This window comes from Streptomyces sp. NPDC028711 (assembly GCF_055565415.1).
This window is the reverse complement of sequence record NZ_JBVHUJ010000008.1, coordinates 110896-129700: the sequence shown is the minus strand read 5'-3', so window position 1 is coordinate 129700 and position 18805 is coordinate 110896. Positions and strand designations below refer to the sequence as shown.

At 71.3% G+C, this 18805-nt stretch carries 9 protein-coding genes; 8 read left to right on the top strand and 1 reads right to left on the bottom strand.

The features are described 5' to 3' along the window. The first annotated feature begins 65 nt into the window (after positions 1-65). The 7 genes from ACZ4VK_RS24400 to ACZ4VK_RS24370 all read left to right on the top strand — a co-directional run bounded on the left by ACZ4VK_RS24400 (position 66) and on the right by ACZ4VK_RS24370 (position 15716). Positions 66-914 (top strand): SCO6745 family protein, encoded by an 849-nt coding sequence (locus ACZ4VK_RS24400; protein WP_468356351.1) that lies wholly within the window; start codon positions 66-68, stop codon positions 912-914. Between the two features lie 159 nt (positions 915-1073). Further along, positions 1074-1772: an HNH endonuclease family protein gene (locus tag ACZ4VK_RS24395; protein WP_468355640.1), complete on the top strand. Its 699-nt coding sequence runs from the start codon at positions 1074-1076 to the stop codon at positions 1770-1772. A 65-nt stretch (positions 1773-1837) separates the two neighbouring features. Next, positions 1838-2590: an N-acetyltransferase gene (locus ACZ4VK_RS24390; RefSeq protein ID WP_468355637.1), complete on the top strand. Its 753-nt coding sequence runs from the start codon at positions 1838-1840 to the stop codon at positions 2588-2590. A 112-nt stretch (positions 2591-2702) separates the two neighbouring features. After that, complete coding sequence (locus ACZ4VK_RS24385; RefSeq protein ID WP_468355634.1) at positions 2703-3065, top strand: hypothetical protein; 363 nt, start codon at positions 2703-2705, stop codon at positions 3063-3065. Then, the gene (locus ACZ4VK_RS24380; protein WP_468355631.1) at positions 3062-3679 is read left to right on the top strand and encodes a type 1 periplasmic-binding domain-containing protein; all 618 of its coding nucleotides are present in this window, start codon (positions 3062-3064) and stop codon (positions 3677-3679) included. Before ACZ4VK_RS24385 ends, ACZ4VK_RS24380 begins: the two co-directional genes overlap by 4 nt. 271 nt (positions 3680-3950) lie before the next feature. Beyond that, the gene (locus tag ACZ4VK_RS24375; RefSeq protein ID WP_468355628.1) at positions 3951-14600 is read left to right on the top strand and encodes a LamG-like jellyroll fold domain-containing protein; all 10650 of its coding nucleotides are present in this window, start codon (positions 3951-3953) and stop codon (positions 14598-14600) included. 99 nt (positions 14601-14699) lie between these two features. Further along, positions 14700-15716 carry a hypothetical protein gene (locus tag ACZ4VK_RS24370; protein WP_468355626.1) on the top strand — a complete coding sequence of 339 codons (1017 nt, stop codon included), beginning with the start codon at positions 14700-14702 and terminating at the stop codon, positions 15714-15716. 95 nt (positions 15717-15811) lie between these two features. Here the strand turns inward: ACZ4VK_RS24370 and ACZ4VK_RS24365 are convergent, their stop codons facing one another. Then, on the bottom strand, positions 15812-16516 hold the full coding sequence (locus ACZ4VK_RS24365; protein ID WP_468355623.1) for a hypothetical protein: 705 nt from the start codon (positions 16514-16516) through the stop codon (positions 15812-15814). 172 nt (positions 16517-16688) lie between these two features. Here ACZ4VK_RS24365 and ACZ4VK_RS24360 point away from each other — a divergent pair, with 172 nt between their 5' ends. Next, the gene (locus tag ACZ4VK_RS24360) at positions 16689-18737 is read left to right on the top strand and encodes an N-6 DNA methylase (RefSeq protein WP_468355620.1); all 2049 of its coding nucleotides are present in this window, start codon (positions 16689-16691) and stop codon (positions 18735-18737) included. The last annotated feature ends 68 nt before the right edge of the window (positions 18738-18805 follow it).

Sequence of the window (18805 nt, the reverse complement as noted above, 5' to 3'; positions counted from 1 at the left end):
CGTGTCCTGTCGGCGGCACGATGCGATGAAGGGAACACCCCGTGGAATCCGGACGCGTACGTCAGATGTGGCACCTGCTCGAACCCCTGCACGCCCTCCTCTACTACGCCCCCGAGGCCTTCGAGGAGGCCGCCGCCCTCGGCTACGACACCACCGAGCGCTGGCCCGCGTACTTCGCCTGGCGCGCCGCACCCCTCGACGCCCCCGGCACCGACCGGGTCACCTCCGCCTTCCACAGCTTCAGCCCCGCCATGGTCGGCCGGTACGTCCCCGCCGCCTGGAAGACCGCGGGACCGGCCGAGGTCCTCGCCGCCCGGCTCCGGGCCGTCGACCGCGCCTACCGGACCGTCCTCGGCGACGAGACCGTCACAGGACCCGAACTCGCCGAGGCCGCCGCCCTCGCCCGCCGCGCCGCCGAGGCCGCCGCGCGCACCGGCCCGGGGGAGCGGCCCCTCGCCGCCGCCAACGCCGCACTGCCCTGGCCCGCCGAACCGCACCTCGTCCTCTGGCAGGCCGCGACGGTCCTGCGCGAGCACCGGGGCGACGGACACCTCGCCGCCCTGGCCGCCGCCGGGCTCGACCCCGTCGAGGCGCTCGTCTCCTTCGCGGCCGTCGGCGCCGCGCCCGAGGCCGTCTTCGCGAGCCGTGGCTGGAGCCCCGCCGAGTGGGCCGCCGCACGCGAACGGCTCACCGCCCGGGGCCTCCTGAACCCGGACGGCACGGCCACGGACACCGGCCGCGCCCTGCGCGCGGAGGTCGAGCGGCGCACCGACGACCTGGCCACCGCCCCCTGGACCGCCCTCGGCCCGGACGCCACCGCCCGCCTCGCCGGCCTGCTCGGCGGCCCCTGGCTCGCCGCGATCGGCTCGGGCCTGCTGCCCGCCGAGAACACCCTGGGGATCGGGAAGGTGTGACGGTGGGGCGGACAGGCTTTCGGCGCGCCGCAGCCCCGGACCGAGCTCTGTCACCCCCCTGGACCCGCTGTCACAACCCGGCGCGTGACGGAGGCCGAAGACGTCCCGAAGCCGGCCTGGGGTCGAAGGCCTGTACGGGGTCCGGCCTAGGATTCCAGGGTGTTGACGCAACGAAAGCCGCATCGCAGCGCCCTCGCCGCCCCGGCGCTCGCCCTCGTCGTCCTCCTCGCCGGCGCCTGTTCACCGGGGGCCGACGGCCCGGGGGCCGACGGTGGTGCGGCCGGGGAGCCCGCCGCACGCGGTACCGCGCTCGCGGCCGTCGACGCGCTCACCGTCAAGGGGCGGGCGCCGAAGACGGGTTACGAGCGGGAGAAGTTCGGGCGGGCCTGGGCGGACGTCGACGGCAACGGCTGCGGGACCCGGGACGACATACTCAAGCGCGACCTCACCGGTGTCCGCTTCACGGACGGCCGCTGCAAGGTCGCCTCCGGCACCCTCACCGACGACCCGTACACCGGCACCGACGTCCGCTACGTCCGCGGCCGCAGCAAGGTCGACATCGACCATGTCGTCGCCCTCTCCGACGCCTGGCAGAAGGGCGCGGGGAAGTGGGACCCCGGGACCCGGCGCCGTTTCGCCAACGACCCGCTCAATCTGCTCGCCGTCGACTCCTCCGCCAACCGCCGCAAGTCCGACGGCGACGCGGCGACCTGGCTGCCGCCGAACAAGGCGTACCGCTGCGCGTACGTGGCCCGGCAGGTCGCGGTGAAGAAGAAGTACGGGGTGTGGGTGACGGCCGGGGAGCGGGACGCGATGAAACGGGTCCTCCGCGGCTGCCCGCAGCAGAGGCTTCCCTGACCGCAGAGCCGTCGTCGTACGGAAAACCGGTTGGCCCGGCCGCAGATGATCTTTACGCTGCCCGCATGGACCTCAACATATCGACCCTCGCGGAGCGCCCCGAACTCGAAGGGCCGATGTGGGACATGCTCGACCTCTGGCCCGAGTTCATGATGTACGACCCGGTGGGCTGGGCGAACATCGGCCGGATCGTGCGTGAGCTGCCGGAGTACGTGCTCATCGCCACCGACGCCGACGGCAAGGTCGTCGCACGCGGCTTCAGCGTCCCCTTCCGCCTGGACGTGGACGGACGCCGCGAACTGCCCGCCCGTGGCTGGGACGAGGTGCTGCTCTGGGCGTTCTCCGACCTGAAGCACGGCCGGGAGACCGACACCGTCAGCGCCATCGAGATCACCGTCGACACGAGCGCGCTCGGCCAGGGCGTCTCGCACCGGATGCTGGCCGCCATGCGGGAGAACGCCGCGAAGCGAGGCTTCTCCGAGCTGGTCGCCCCGGTCCGCCCCAACGGCAAGCACCTGGAGGCCGGGGCCGGCATCCACGAGTACGCCTTCCGTACCCGCGAGGCCGACGGCCTGCCGCACGACCCGTGGCTCCGTGTCCATGTGCGCGCGGGCGGCGTGATCGAGGCGGTGGCCCCGGCGTCGATGACGGTCTCCGGCTCCGTCGAGCAGTGGCGGAAGTGGACCGGCCTCCCCTTCGACACCGACGGCCCGGTCGAGGTGCAGGGCGCGCTCGTCCCCGTCCACTGCGAGGCCTCACGCGGCTACGCGGTCTACGTCGAGCCCAACGTGTGGGTCAGGCACCGCATCACCCCCTAGTCACCGCCCGGGGCCCGGAGGGTGATCTTCGCGGCGGGGGATGTACCGTACGGCGTCCCCTGTCGTACATCCGTGCGCCCCGGCGCGCGCACCCCTGAGAGGTCCCACGATCGTGAACGAGGCCGTCCACTGGGAGAAGGGCGCGGAGCTTCCGCTGCCCGAGGGTACGGAGCCCCCGCACCACAGGGAGCTGCCGGGCCGGTGGGTCCGGACGGGGCTCGCGCTCGTACCGCCGCTGAGCCTCGGCGTCCTCGGCTTCGTGCCCTCGCTGACGCTCGCGCTGCGCCGGGGGACGCGCGGCGACTGGCTTGCCGCGCTGCTGTTCACGGCGGTCTCGGTCGGCTGGTGCTTCCAGATCGCGCTGACCCCCGAGGAGACGCACGGCTTCCCGTACCTCCTCGACCTGGTGCTGCTCGCGACCTCCACCGTCGGCGCGGCGGCCCACTGCCTCTGCGTCGGCGAGGCCGGCCGATGAAGACCCGTCGTGCCTGGCGCGAGACCGAGCGGCAGGCGGCCAAGAAGGAGGCGGCGGAGTCCGGCGTCCGGGTCTCCGGGGTGCTCGCCGGTACCGCGGGGGCGCTGCGCGGCCGGATCGGCTGGGCCCTGGGGTCCGTCCTCGTGCTCGTCCTCGGCTTCCTCGGTGTCCGGCTGTTCGCCGCCTCGGAGGAGCGGGGCACCCCGCCCGACAGCCGGGCCCGTGCCTACGAGGACCGGGACGCCTGTCTGCTCACCGACGAGCGGGGCATCGTGACGGGCTCTCCCGCGGCCCCCGTCTGGGAGGGGATGCAGGCCGCGTCGGCGGACGGGCGGATCCGGGTGACGTTCGTGCCGGTGATGGGGGAGCAGTCGGTGGCGAACGCCCGCCCGTTCCTCAACGGCCTGGTGCAGCGGAACTGCGAGATCGTCGTCGCCTCGGGCGCCCCGCAGGTGGCCGCGGCCGAGGCGGCGGCGGAGAAGAACCCGAAGACCCGGTTCGTGACGGTCGCCAGGGAGGGCGCCGCGCACGACAACCTGGTCCGGGTGGCGCCCGGGGCGTCCCTGAAGGACGACGTCACGGCGGCGCTGAAGCGGCTGGTCGACGAGGGCTGACGGGGGCTGACGACCCGCCCCCGCCCCGGGGCGGGGGGACAATCCGGAAGAGTTCCCTCCCCTGTGTAAAGGGAAGGTAAAAAGCTCCACCCTGGTGCGAACTGGTGATGCGTCATCGGGCAGGCTCGCGAGGCTTTGTAAGCATCGCATCAGTAAAGGCTGGCCCATGCGTATACGCCGGGTCCGTAGCCCTCGCCTGTTCCCACCGGGTCGCACCGGCAGACGCAGGCTGAGGGCTACGGCTCTTTCCGTACTCCTCTCGCTGTTCCTCATGCTCACCACCGAGTCCGCTGTCGCCGCCGGCGTCACGCTCGGAGCGGTGCGCATGCCGCAGCTCTCCCTCTCGGGGCTCTGGAAGTGGCTCCACGAGAACCCGCTCGACACCCCTGACCAGCAGGGCGGCACGGCCCGTGGCAAGAGCCACCACGCCTCCGCCGACGCCACGAGCCTCGAAGGCGAGGCCGGCCGCAAGCCGGGCAAGGGCAAGGGCGAGCTCCCGCCGTTCGAGCGGGAGACCGACCGCCCCGGCACGTCGAAGACCGGCGCCGCCAAGGGCGACGCCAAGAGCTTCGACGCCCGCACCAGCAAGCGGGACGCGAAGAAGTCGACGGCGACGTCCGACTTCTACGTCAACGCCGACGGCTCCACCACCGTGCGCCACTTCCCCGGCCGCACCAACTTCAAGGGCACCGACGGGACCTGGAAGCCGATCGACACCCGGCTGACCGAGGACACCGACGGCCGTCTCCAGCAGCGCGCGAACTCGCTCGACGTCGAGTTCGCGCCGGACGCCGCCGACCGGCAGCTCGCCTCCGTCGACTTCGGCGCGGGGCGCTCCCTGGCGTACGCGCTGAAGGACGCCGCGAAGTCCGAGCCCACCGTCGCGGCGAACGGCACGGTGACGTACGCGGACGTGCTGCCCGACACCGACGTGCAGCTCGTGCCGCTCGCGGAGGGTTTCAAGGAGAACATCGTCCTGCGCTCCCCGGGGGCCGCGAACTCCTGGACGTTCCCGCTCGCGGTGAAGGGGCTCACGGCCCGCGTCGCCGAGGACGGCGACGTGGAGTTCACCGACGCGACGGGCAAGGTCACCGCGACCATCCCGCACGCGTACATGGAGGACTCGAAGATCGACCCGCGCTCGGGTGACCCCGCCCAGTCGCGGGCCGTCTCCTACGAGCTGGTCACCGTGGACGGCGCGCAGGCGCTGCGGATGACCGCGGACCGCGCGTGGCTGGACGACCCGGCCCGGGTCTACCCGGTGACCGTCGACCCGACGGTGACCGCGTCGAACTCCACGTACACGCAGAACACCATCGGTGGCGACCACTCCACCGAGACCCAGATCAAGGTCGGCTCGTACGACTCGGGCACCAACAAGACGAACTCGTTCCTGCAGTTCTCGTCGCTCGGCACCACGCTCGCGGGCCAGCGGGTCACCGCCGCCACCCTGAACGTCTACGCGCTCTGGTCCTCGACCTGCTCCGCCCAGTCGTTCTCCGTGCACCCGGTCACCCAGGCCTGGACCCCCTCCGGGGTCACCAGCTACCCCGGCCCCGCCTTCGGCGCGGCCATGGGCTCGGCGACACCCGCCCCCGGAGCCTCCTGCTCCAACACCGGGAACTCGGCGAGCGTCGGCGTGAAGATGCCGGTCAGCCTGAACACGACCTGGTTCAACCAGGTCGCCGGCGGCGCGGCGAACTACGGTCTCGCGCTGACCGCGCCGACCGGCGACAACCTCCACTGGAAGAAGTTCCACTCCGACAACTCGGCGACCGCCGGCTTCCGCCCGGCCCTCGACCTGACGTACACGGCGAACACCGCGCCGCAGGTCAACGCCTCGTACCCGCCGGCGAACTTCCAGGCCAACACCCTCCAGCCGGAGCTGCTCGTCTACGCGAGCGACGCCGACAAGGGCCCGAACCCGCTCTCGTACACCTTCGAGGTCTACGACGGCGCCACGCTCGTCGCCTCCTCCGGCGCTCTGACCAAGAGCAACTGGAAGATCCCGGCGGGCAAGCTCAAGTGGTCGAAGAACTACGACTGGCTCGTCGGCGTCAGCGACGGCACGACGGAGATCGTCCACTCCAGCGGCTTCACCACCGCCGTCCCCCAGCCGCCGGTCACCTCGGGCCTCGCGCAGAACACCGACGGCCACGAGTTCGACCCCTCGGACGGCAACTACACGACCGAGGACACCGACGCCGACGTCCCCGTCATCGGTCCGTCCCTGGAGATCGACCGCTCCTACAACAGCCTCGACCCGCGGATCGACGGCGCCTTCGGCGCGGGCTGGTCGACGATCGCCGACATGAAGGCCACCGAGGTCAAGGACGGCGCCGGCACGGTCACCAGTGTGGTGATCACCTATCCGGGCGGTGAGCAGGTCGCCTTCGGCCGCAACACCGACGGCACGTTCGTGCCGCCGCTCGGCCGCTACGCGCGCCTGGAGACGGTGACGACCCCGGCCGTCGGCTACAAGCTGACGGACAAGGACTTCACCGCCTACTCCCTCACGCAGCCCACCGGAAAGACCGGGGTCTACGCGATCTCCGGCATCGCCGACTTCGCGGGCCGCGCCGAGACGTTCACCTACAACGCCTCGCGCCAGCTGACGAAGATCACCAACACGACGTCGAAGCGTTCGCTGACGCTCGCCTGGTTCACCCCGGCGGGCGCGACCGTGCCGCACGTCCAGACGGTCGCCACCGACCCGTCGACCGCGGGCGACGCCGCCACGGCCCAGACCTGGCAGTACGGCTACACCGGTGACCAGCTCACCAAGGTGTGCCCGCCGGCCGACTGGACCAAGTGCACGACGTACACCTACGCCACCGGCAACCACTACCGCACCACCGTCCTGGACGCCGACCCGTTCGCCTACTGGCGGCTCGGGGAGACCTCCGGCACGCTCGCGGCCGACGCGATCGACGCCAACCAGGGCCAGTACAACGGCACGTACAAGAACGTGACGCTCGGCGGCACCTCGGTGCTCGCCGGCTCCACGCAGAAGACCGCCACGTTCAACGGCACCACCTCCTACGTGGAGATGCCGAGCGCCCCGGGCGCCACGCCGTCGTACACGTCGGTGTCGCTGTGGTTCAAGACGACCACGGCGGGCGGTGTCCTCTTCTACTACGGTGACAAGCCGCTGAGCGACCCCAACCCGGTCGCCAACACCACCAAGAACACCCCGGCGGTCTACGTCGGCATGGACGGCAAGCTGCGCGGCTGCCTCGCCATGTCGCCCGGCTGCATGTCGACGATCACGTCCACCGCGACCGTCACCGACGGCCAGTGGCACAACGCGGTCCTCACCGGTGTGGCCAACAGCCAGACCCTGTACCTGGACGGCGTCTCGCAGGGTTCCCTCGCGGGCACCATCAACGACTGGGTGCAGCCCTACATCACCCTGGGCGCGGGCGTGAACACCGACGGCTGGCCGTCGATGAACCCCAACGACCAGCTCGGGCACTTCGCCGGCCAGATGGCCGAGGTGGCCATCTACTCCGAGCCGCTCACCGCCTCCGTGATCTCCACGCAGTACCAGGCCGCCAAGCGGTCCGCCGGACTGCTGCAGAAGATCACCACGCCGGGCGGCAAGACCCAGGCCTCCGTCGTCTACGGCACCACCGACGACCTGGTCCTGCAGGCCACCGACGGCAACGGCGGTACGTGGAAGCTCAACCCGGCCACGATCACCGGCTCCTCGCAGGTCTACCGCTCCGCGGTGATGGGGACCGCCCCGGCCGGCTACTGGCGCCTGGACGACACCCAGGCCGCGGCCCAGGCCGCCAACCAGGTCAACACCGGCTTCGGCACCTACAACAACGTCACCCAGGGCACGGAAGGCCCCTTCGGCGCGGGTGACGCGACGGCGGCGACCTTCGACGGGACCGGCTCCTTCGTGGAGATCCCGTACGGTCCGCTGCACGCCAAGCCCGACCGCTCGGTCGAGCTCTGGTTCAAGACCGCCGAACCCGGCGTCATCATGAGCGACCAGGCCCGCGCACCGAACGACCCGCTCGGCGCCGGCGGCGCCTACTCGCCGCTGCTGTACGTCGGCGCGGACGGCAAGTTGCGCGGACACTGGTGGAGCGTCAGCGGAAGCGGGACCACCGACTTCGGCACCGCCGGGACGGTCACCGACGACGCCTGGCACCACGTGGTGCTGTCGGCGACGGGCACGACGCAGACGCTCTACCTGGACGGTGTGAAGCAGAAGGACTTCACCGGCGCGGCCAACGACCAGTCCACCACCCGCACCTTCGTCGGTGCCGGATTCGGCAAGGGCTGGTTCAGCTCGCCGGGTGACGTCTCCTACTTCACCGGCTCCATCGCCGAGGTCGCGGTCCACGCCAAGGGCCTGACCGCCGCCGACGTCGCCACCCACTGGTCCGCCTACAAGGCGTCCTCCGGGATCGCCCCGGTGCGGACGGTCAAGCTGACCGATCCCACCAACAAGACGCTGACCTACGTGTACGACGCGGAGATGGGCAACCGCCTGCTCGCCGCGATCGACAGCGAGGGCAAGCGGACCACCTACGGCTACGACACGGGCGGCTTCCTGCACACCGTGACCGACGCCAACGGCAACCGCTCCATCACCGGCCACGACGTGCGCGGCAACGCGGTCTCGCAGACCACCTGCCAGGACACCAAGGCCAACAAGTGCTCGACGGAGTACTACACGTACTTCCCGGACGCGACCACAGTGCTGCCGCCGATGGACCTGCGCAACGACCTCGTGCTCACCGAGCGCGACGGCCGTTCCTCGGGCCCCACGGACGACCGGTACAAGACGTCGTACAGCTACGACACCGGGGGCAACCTGCTCTCGGTGACGACGCCGCCGGTGCCGGGCCACCCCAACGGGCGGACCGCCACCACGGTGTACACCACCGCCACCACTCCGGCGTTCGAGGGCGGCACGGCGACGGCGCCGGCCGGTCTCGTGGCGACGGTGACCACGGCCGGCGGCAAGAAGACCTCGTACACGTACTACGCCAACGGTGACCTCGCGGAGATCACCGACGCCAACGGCGCCAAGGTGCGGTACACGTACGACAACATCGGCCGGCAGATCGCCAAGACCGAGATCTCCGACGCCAACCCCGCGGGCGTGACGTCCTCGCAGACGTACGACAAGAACGACCAGGTCGTCACCGACACCGACCCGAAGGTCACCAACCGGGTCACCGGCGCGGCGCACCAGGCGAAGACGACGACGGCCTACGACGCGGACGGCAACATCCTGTCCCAGACGGTCGCCGACCTCACCGGTGGTGACGCGGCGCGCACGACGTCGATGACGTACGACGCGTACAACCGGATGGTGACCAGGACGGACCCGGGCGGCGACACCACGTCGTTCGAGTTCGACGTCTACGGCAACAAGGTGAAGGAGACGGACCCCGCGGGGACCGTCAACGTCTACACCTTCGACGCCGAGCAGCGGCCCCTCACCACCAGCCTGCTGAACTACACGGGCGACCCGTACAACCCGTCGCCGCCGACGACCCTGGTCCAGGAGTCGAGGGCGTACGACCCGGCGGGCCGCCTCGCGTCCATCACGGACGCCATGGGCTGGGTGACCGCGTACACCTACACCGACGACGGCCTCTCCGCGACCGTGGTCCGCAAGGACCCGCAGAACGGGAAGTCCTTCACGGAGCAGGCGAACAGCTACGACGCCGCCGGCAACCTGATCGAGCAGATCACCGACGACGGCCAGACGCGCACCACCTTCACGGTGGACGCGGCCGACCGCACGACCATGTCCGTCCTCGACCCGAACGGGCTCGCCAGGACCAGCAAGGTCGGCTACGACCCGGACGACAACGTGGTGACCGAGACGGAGTACGACCCGGCGACGGGCGACACCTCCACCACGGACACCCGCTACGACCACCTGGGCAACGTCACCGGTACCACCGTCCACGACGGCACCACCGCCCCGGTCGCGCGCTACAAGCTGGACGAGACGACCGGCTTCGGCCTGGCGGACTCCTCCGGCGGCAACAACACCGGTACCCACGGCACCGGCATGCACTGGAGCACCGACCGGAGCGGCAGCGCCGCCTTCGACGGTGACGTCAACTCCTGGGCGCAGGCCTCCGCCCCGGCCGTGAACACGGCCGGCAGCTTCACGGTCTCCGCATGGGCCAAGCTGTCCGACCTCACCACGGGTCGCACGGTCCTCTCCCAGGACGCCGGCACCGTGTACGGCTTCGTGCTGTACTACGCGGCCAACACCGGCTGGGCCTTCGCCCGTCCGCGCGCGGACGCGCTGCCCCTCGCCTACGACCGGGCGGTCTCCGCCCCGTCCGCGGCGGTCGCGGGAGCCTGGACCCACCTGGTCGGCATGTACGACGCGGAGGCCTCCAAGCTGCGGCTGTACGTCAACGGCACGCTCGCCCAGGAAGTCGCGGTCGCCGGCAACTGGGAGGCGACCGGTCCGTTCCAGATCGGCCGTCACAAGATGGGCGCCGCGAACTACGACTACGAGTTCAAGGGTGGCATCGACGACGTCCAGGTCTACTCCGAGGCACTGACCGCGGCACAGGTCACCGCCGTCAAGGGCGGCACCCTGCCGGCCGCCGGCAGCTCCGTCCGCACCAGCACGTGGAAGCTGGACCAGCGGGGCCTGCCCGTCCAGATGAAGGACGAGATCGGCAACACCACGGACTACGGCTACGACGAATCGGGTCAGCAGACCTCCGTCACCGAGCCGGCCGTGAACGCCGAGCAGAACGGCGGGACCCCGGTCTCCGTCCGTCCCGTCACCATGACCGGCTACAACACCTTCGGTGAGCCGACCGAGTCCTCGGACGCGCTCGGCAACGTGACGGTGACGGCCTACGACGCGGAGGGCCAGGAGACCTCCAACACCTCGCCCGACTACGTGGCACCGGGGACCACCACCCCGATGCGGGCGACGTCCTGGAACGAGTACAACAAGCTCGGCCAGGTCACCGCGGAGATCGACCCGCTCGGCAACCGCACCACGTACAGCTACACGCAGCTCGGCGACCTGGCCTCGGTCACGGAACCCGGCGGCGGCACCACCCGGTACACCTACGACACCAACGGCGACCAGCTCTCGGCCACCCGGCCGAACGGCGCCCGCCAGGAGACCACCTGGGACTACCTGGAGCGGCCGGTCACCAGCACGGACATCGTGCGCCAGCCGACCCAGCGGGCGTACACGGACATCAACGAGTACAACGCCCCCGGCGGCGAGCTGTCCCGGACGGTGTCCGCGACCGGAGTCACCGAGTCGTACAAGTACAACTCCGTGGGCGAGGTCATCGAGACCACCGACGGGGCCGGGAACACCTCCCGCTTCACGTACGACATGGACGGTCAGGTCCTCACCTCGACGGACCCGGACGGCACCAGCACCCGCAACACCTACGACGGGTTCGGGCAGCTGGTCGCCACGAGCGACCTGGACGCGCAGGGCAACGTGCTGCGCACCAGCTCCTCCACGTACGACCGCATGGGCAACCCGGTCACGCTGACGGACTACCGCGGTCACACGAAGACCTTCACGTACGACGCGACGGGTCTCATCACGAAGCTGGTGGAGCCGGTATCGGCGACGGAGTCGATCACCACGACGTACGGCTACGACGTCGCCGGCAACCTCACCCGCTTCACCGACGGACGGGGCAACCCGTTCATCACCACGTACAACACGTGGGGCATGCCCGAGTCGACGATCGAACCGCCGACGCCGACGCATCCGGACCTCGCGGACCGGACGTTCACCGCGGTGTACGACGCGGCGGGCCGTGCCAAGGAGATGCGCTCGCCGGGTGGCGTGAGCGTCTCCTACGAGTACGACGTGAAGAGCCGTCTCGTGCGGCAGTCGGGTCACGGTGCGGAGGCCGTCACGGTCGACCACACCTACGACTACGACGCGGACGACCAGATCACGGCCGTCGCGGGTGCCGGTGACACCAAGAACACCTTCTCCTACGACGACCGCGGCCTGCTCCTGTCGGCCTCCGGCCCCTCCGGTTCCTCGTCCTTCGCCTGGAACGGCGACGGCGCGATGACCTCGCGGACGGACGCCTCGGGTGCCTCGACGTTCGGCTACGACACCGCCGGCCGGCTCAAGACCGTCAACGACGGCGCGACCGGCACGACGGCCACGTACGCCTACGGCGTCAACAACGAGGTCAGGTCGATCGACTACGGGGCCGGCAAGTCGAAGCGCAGCTTCGGCTACGACTCCCTGCAGCGACTCACCAGCGACAAGCTGGTCTCGCCGACGGGCAAGGAGCTGGCCTCCACCACCTACGGCTGGGACGCCAACGACAACGAGACCTCCAAGATCACCACGGGGGTCACGGGCGCCACGACCAACACGTACACGTACGACTGGGCCAACCGTCTGACGTCCTGGAACAACGGGACCACGACGGAGGCCTACGGCTACGACGCGTCCGGCAACCGGACCCGCGTGGGCGGCGACACGTACACGTACGACGCCAGGAACCGGCTCACGTCCGACGGCCACAGCTCCTACGTCTACACCTCGCGCGGCACGATGAGCGGGGTGACGGACGAGGGCGGCCGGACGACACAGGTGAAGGCGGACGCCTTCAACCGGGTCATCCAGGAGGGCGACCGGACCTACGCCTACGACGGCATGGACCGGCTGCTCACCGCAAAGGACGAGACCGGCGCGGCCGTCCACACCTTCCAGTACAGCGGCGCCGGCAACGACGTCGCCTCGGACGGTGTGACGTCCTACAGCCGCAACGCCGACGGCTCCCTGTTCGGCGTGAAGACGCCCGTGTCGTCGGTGCTCGCCCTGACGGACATGCACGACGACGTGGTGGCGCAGTTCACCGCGGCGGGCGAGGCCCTGACCGGCTCGACGGCGTACTCACCGTTCGGCAAGGTCCTCCAGACCTCCGGGATGCTCGGAGCGCTCGGCTACCAGTCGGGCTGGACCGACCCGGAGACGTCCAAGGTCAACATGGCCGCGCGCTGGTACTCGCCGCAGACCGGCCAGTTCAACAGCCGTGACACGGAAGCCACCGGCGGTGTCCCGAACTCCATCGGGGCCAACCGCTACGCGTACGCGAACGGCAACCCGCTGACCGGTGTCGACCCGACGGGTCACTGGTTCGAGTGGGCGAAGAAGGCCGTCAAGAAGGTCGCCAAGAAGGTCAAGAAGACCGTCAAGTCGGCCTACAAGAAGGCGAAGGCCACGGTCAAGAAGGCCGCGAAGGTCGTCAAGCGGGCCGCCAAGGCCGTCAAACGAGCCGTCAAGAAGGTCGTCAAGCGGGCCAAGCGGGCGGTCAGAAAGGCCGTCAGATACGTCGCCGACAGCGTCAAGAAGGTCAAGAGATACGTCAAACGCACGTATAAGCGGGTCAAGCGCTACGTCCACAAGGTCGTCAAGCACGTCAAGAAGACGGTGCGGAAGGTCGCCAAGGCGGTCAAACACGTCGCCAAGAAGGTGGTGAAGGCGGCCAAGAAGGTCGGCAGAGCCGTCAAGAAGGCGGCGAAGGCGACAGCCAACTTCGTCAAGCAACACGCCTCGACCATCGCCTCGGTCGCCGTCGGCATCGCCGTCTTCGCGGGCTGCACCGCGATCACGGCCGGTGTGGGCGCCATCGGCTGCGCCGCTCTCGCGGGAGCGGCGGGCAATGCCGTCGGTTACGCGATGAGCGACGGTCCGAAGACGCTCGGCGGCTTCGCCATGGCCGTCGGCGTCGGCGCGCTCACCGGCGCGGTGGGCGGCGTGGGCGGCAGGCTCGCGGCGAACGCCGCGGGGAAGCTCATGTCCGGGACGATGGGCAGGATCGTCTCCGGCGCCGCGGAGGGAGCCGCCGAGGGCGCGGCGACCGGCGCGGTCGAGTACGGCACCTCCTGTGTCAGGAGCGAGGAGGGCTGCAGCGTCGCCGGCGCGGCGAAGGCCACGGCCATCGGCGCGGGCATGGGCGGTGTCTTCGGCGCCGCGGCCTCGAAGGGCGGAGGCTGCCACAGCTTCACCGGCTCGACGGCCGTGGTCCTCGCCTCGGGCGAGACCAAGCCGATCAGCCAGGTGAAGACCGGCGACAAGGTCCTGACCTCCGAGCCCGGCAAGACGGGCAAGGAGACGCACGAGGTCACGAAGGTCCACATCACGGACCACGACCGTGACTACGTGACGGTGACCGTCAAGACCGCGAGCGGCGAGCAGAAGCTGCAGACGACGGCGCTCCACCAGATCTACGACGCGTCCACGAACACGTGGAAGCGCGCCATGGAACTGAAGGGCGGCGACCGGCTGCAGACGGCCGACGGCTCCTCGGCCGTGGTCGTGAACACCCGGATGTACGCCGACACGGCCATCACGTACGACTTGACCGTGGCCGGTCTCCACACGTACTTCGTGGTGGCGGGCGACGCGGCGCTGCTGGTCCACAACTGCAACGCCAAGGCGAAGCAGGACCAGTTCGCGTGGGGCGGCCAGGTGCGCTACCGCGGCCTGGACGACCTCGGGCGTCCGCAGGGCATCGACGCCTCCGTCACGCCCAACATGCTGGACAAGGGTTCCCCGGCCGGCAAGACCCGCACGCCCGGCTGGCGGGGCAACGGCACCGACTTCAACGAGGCGCGCGGTCATCTCCTCGCCGGTCGCCTCGGCGGTGCCGGAAAGGGCAAGTACGCCCGGAGGAACCTGGTCACCCTGACCCAGGATCCGGTCAACAGCCCGCTGATGCGCGACCTGATCGAGGCGCCCATCTACAACGCGGTGAAGAAGGGCGAGAGCGTCCAGTACTCGGTGAAGCCCGTCTACGCGGCGGGCAACCCGATTCCGATCCGGCTCGAGTTCGAGGCCTTCGGAAACCGGGGCTTCCAGCTGAGCGGATTCCTGGACAATCCGGCCGCTGGTGTACGGACGCCGGTGAGGTGACACACGAGTAGGAGGCAGTAGGAGGCCAAGGGCCTCCCCCGCATGAGTCTGGGCGCAGCAGGTACTAATCTGTTGCGCCCAGACTGTTTGAGGAGCTCCATGACCCGCACGACCCCGCCCCGTCCGGCCGACGTCGAAGCGCTGTTCCCGGAACTCGCGGGGTACCGGGCGACGGCGACGCGGCTGCACCCCAGGCCCGGGGCGCCCGGAGCCGGGGACAGTTCGGTGGGCGGCCCCTTCCTGTGGCCGGCGGACGAGCCGTGGCCGGTGTGCACGGAGCCGCACCGGCGCCGGTACGGCGACCGGACCGAGGACGTGCGGACCACGCGCCGCATCCTCGCCGAGGCGTGGGGCCGGACGCCCGCGCCCGGGGCCCAGCCGGGGCCGACGGCGGAGGAGGGGGAGCTTCTGAGCTCCTTCAAGCGCGGGCGGCACGCCCCGTGGCTGGAGGACACCGACCCCATCCCGCTGATGGCCGTGGCGCAGCTGTACCGCCGGGACGTGCCGGGACTCGGCGGCCCGGCCGACCGGGATCTGCTCCAGGTCCTGTGGTGTCCGTTCGACGCGCACCACGGGAAGCACGAGCCGGCCGTACAGCTGCGGTGGCGGAACGCGGCCGAGGTCGGCGAGGTGCTGGCCGAGCAGCCGGAGCCCGTCGTGGTCGGCTCGGAGGGCTACGTCCCCTCGCCGTGCGTCCTCGACCCGGAGACCGTGGTCGAGCACCAGGACTTCGACCTGCTGCCGCCGGAGCTCCAGTCCCGTATCGAGGAGTGGGAGGGCGACGAGGAGGACCAGGACGAGGACTCGGTCCTGTACTGGTCCGACCTGTCGATCGCCCCGGGCTGGAAGGCGGGCGGGTTCGCCGCCTGGAACTCGACGGACGCGGGCCCCGTGACGTGCGCGTGCGGCGCGGCGATGGACCTGCTGCTCACGGTGGCGAGCAGCGAATGGGACGCCGGCAGCCGCAGCTGGATCCCGCTGGAGGACAGGGCGACGGCCGACGCGATGGACGCGAACATCCCGACGCACGTCACGGTCGGCCGCTGGGGCTCGATGAACGTCTACGTCTGCCCGGCCGACGTGGAACACGCCCCTCGGTACTTCTTCCAGGGCTGAGTTCGGATCGGTGTCCGAGAGCGGCGTCGCAGAGGCGTACCCCGCTCCGGGACGCCCTGGAGATCCGCCGGACCGGGGCCCGCGTCGGCCGGGTGTCAGCCCGTCTTGGTCCAGTCGCCGCAGCCCGACGACTTGAAGTAGCCGTCCTTCGCCGTGACCTTCACGATCGCCGTGCCCGTCACGTTGTCGTTGGCCAGGATCGAGTCCGTGCCGTGGCTCGCGTCCTTCGCGCGCTCCCAGTAGCACTCGGCGTCCTTGTTGCCCGTGGACTTGTACGTGCCCGGGGCGATGTCGACGCCCACCTTGAACATGCCGCCGTCGCCCTTGAGCGTGGTCTTCGGGGTGCCGGTGGCCTTCGGGTCGACGGCCTCCCAGGTGCCGCAGCCGGCGGACTTGAAGAGCTTGTCCGAGGCCTTGATCTCGACGTAGGCCGTGCCCGTCACGTTGTCGTTGGCGAGGGTCGAGTCCAGCTCCCCCGAGGCGTCCTTCGCGCGCTCCCAGTAGCACTCCGCGTCCTTGTTGCCCGTGGAGCGGTAGAGGCCGGGCTTCGCGTCCGTGCCCACCTCGAAGTCACCGTCGCCGTCGATCGTGACGACCTTCTTCTCGGGGGCCTTGGACTCCGGGGCCTTCTTGTCGCCGCCCTGCTTCGCGGGCTGCTCCTGCTGGGCGCCGGCCTGGGGCGACTCGCTGTCGCCGCCCCCGCCCACCGCCGCGCCGATCACGATGACGGCGACGATCGCGCCGGCGCCGGTGAGGACCTTGTGACGGGCGAACCAGTTGCGCTGCTGCTGCTGAGACATGGCTGTGGCACCTTCCGGGGCGCTGTGAGGACTCCGTGTTTCGATGACGTAATCACAGCAGAGACTGTGAACCGAGTCAACAGCGTTCACGAGATTCAGGTTCCCTCACACCGTGAACTGGTACGAGCGGTAGGCTCGGTGTGTTCACGCACGTACGAGGGGAGACGGACAGGTGCCCGAAGAGAGCGCGACAGAGGTCACCGCCGCCGGTATCGCCCGGCTGGCCGGCGTCGGCAGGGCCGCCGTCAGCAACTGGCGCCGGCGCCACGCCGACTTCCCCCGGCCCGTCGGCGGGACGGAGACCAGCCCCTCCTTCGCCCTCGGCGAGGTCGAGCAGTGGCTCCGCGACCAGGGCAAACTCGCCGAGGTCCCGCTCCGTGAGCGCGTCTGGCAGCAGCTCTCGGGACACCCCGCCGGCACCGTCGCCGGCCTCGTCCAGACCGGCTGCCTCCTGCTCCTCCACCGCGAGCGCCCCCGCGCCTGGGTCGCGCTCGCCGCCCTTCCCGACGACCGGCTCGCCGGCGTCCTGTCGGAGGCCCTCGAAGAGGTCCTCACCGGCCGCTTCGGTCTGCCGCGGGCCGTCCGCACCCCCACCGCCGCCGAGACCGCCCCCGCCGTCCCCCTGCTCCGTGCCGCGGCCGAGCTCTCGGCCGAGCTGGGCGGCGCACGCCAGACCTTCGAGTTCCTCCTCGGCCGTCACCTGGACGCCAACCCCCGCCAGTACACGCTCACCCCGCCCCCGCTCGCCGAGCTCATGGCCGAGCTGGCCGCCGCCGCGGCCCCCGACGGCCGCCCCCTCGCCACCGTCGTCGACCCGGCCTCCGGCACCGGCGGCCTGCTGCGCGCCGTCCCGCGTCCCACCGCGCTCTACGCCCAGGACACGGACCCCGACCTGGCCGCCCTCACCGCCCTGCGGCTCGCCCTCCACGGTGACGCCGACATCCGCTCCGCCACCGCCGACACCCTCCGCGCCGACGCCTTCCCCCGCCTGGCCGCCGACGCGGTCCTGTGCCACCCGCCGTTCAACGAGCGGACCTGGGGCCACGACGAACTCGCCTACGACCCGCGCTGGGAGTACGGCTTCCCGGCCCGTACGGAGTCCGAACTGGCCTGGGTGCAGCACGCCCTCGCCCGGCTCCGTGACGGCGGGACCGCGGTCCTCCTCATGCCGCCCGCCGTCGCCTCCCGCCGCTCCGGCCGCCGGATCCGCGCCGACCTCCTGCGCCGCGGCGCGCTCCGCGCCGTGGTCGCCCTCCCGGCCGGCGCCGCGCCCCCGTACGGCATCCCGCTCCACCTCTGGGTCCTCGTCCGGCCCGGCGGGGACCAGCGGCCCCCGGCGGAGACCCTGTTCGTGGACACCGCCGGGCTCGTCCCGGACGCCGGCCGCGACAAACTGCCCTGGCCCACCCTCAGGAACACGGTCCTCGACGCCTGGGCGGGGCGGGGCGGCGAGGAGTCCGTGGCCCGCGCCGTCCCCGTCATCGAACTCCTCGACGACGAGGTCGACCTCGCCCCCGCCCGCTACCTCACGGCCCCCGCCGCCGGCGGCACCGCCCCCGAACTCGCCACGGTCCGCGAGCGCCTGGACGAGACGCTGCGCCGCACCAGGGGCCTCGCCCCCACCCCCGTCCCCGCGCGCTCCGGGCCCCGCCCCCTCACGACCGTCGGCGAACTGGCCCGCACCGGCGCCCTCCAGCTCCGCACCGGCGGCTCCGGCACGGTGCCCGAGGGCGGCGGCGACGTCCCCGTCCTCACCGAGCACGACGTCCTGTCGGGCGGCGCCCCCTCCGGCACCCTTCCCGGCGGCGGCCCGGCCGAGGAGCCCGTACTCGTCGCCGAGGGGGACGTCGTCGTCCCCGTCCTCGGCGGCGGCTCCGTGACCCGGGTCGTGGACGCGGCGACCGCGGGCGCCGCCCTCGGCCGCAACCTCCAGCTGCTCCGGCCCGATCCGGCCGCCCTCGACCCCTGGTTCCTCGCCGGCTTCCTGCGCGGCACCGCCAACAACCGGCAGGCCAGCAGCTTCGCCTCGACCGCGACCCGGCTCGACGTGCGCCGCCTCCAGCTGCCCCGGCTGCCCCTCGCCGACCAGCGCCGCCACGGTGCCCACTTCAAGTCCCTCGCCGAGTTCGAGGAGGCCCTGCGGCTCGCCGCCCGCCTGGGCGAACAGCTGGTGCAGGGCCTGTACGACGGCCTCGCCGACGGAAGCGTGGAACCCGGCTGACGGCACGGGCGTGGAGCGGGGGCCGGGAGCGTCTTACTCTCTTAGCCGGATCATCCGTCTGGGGGAGC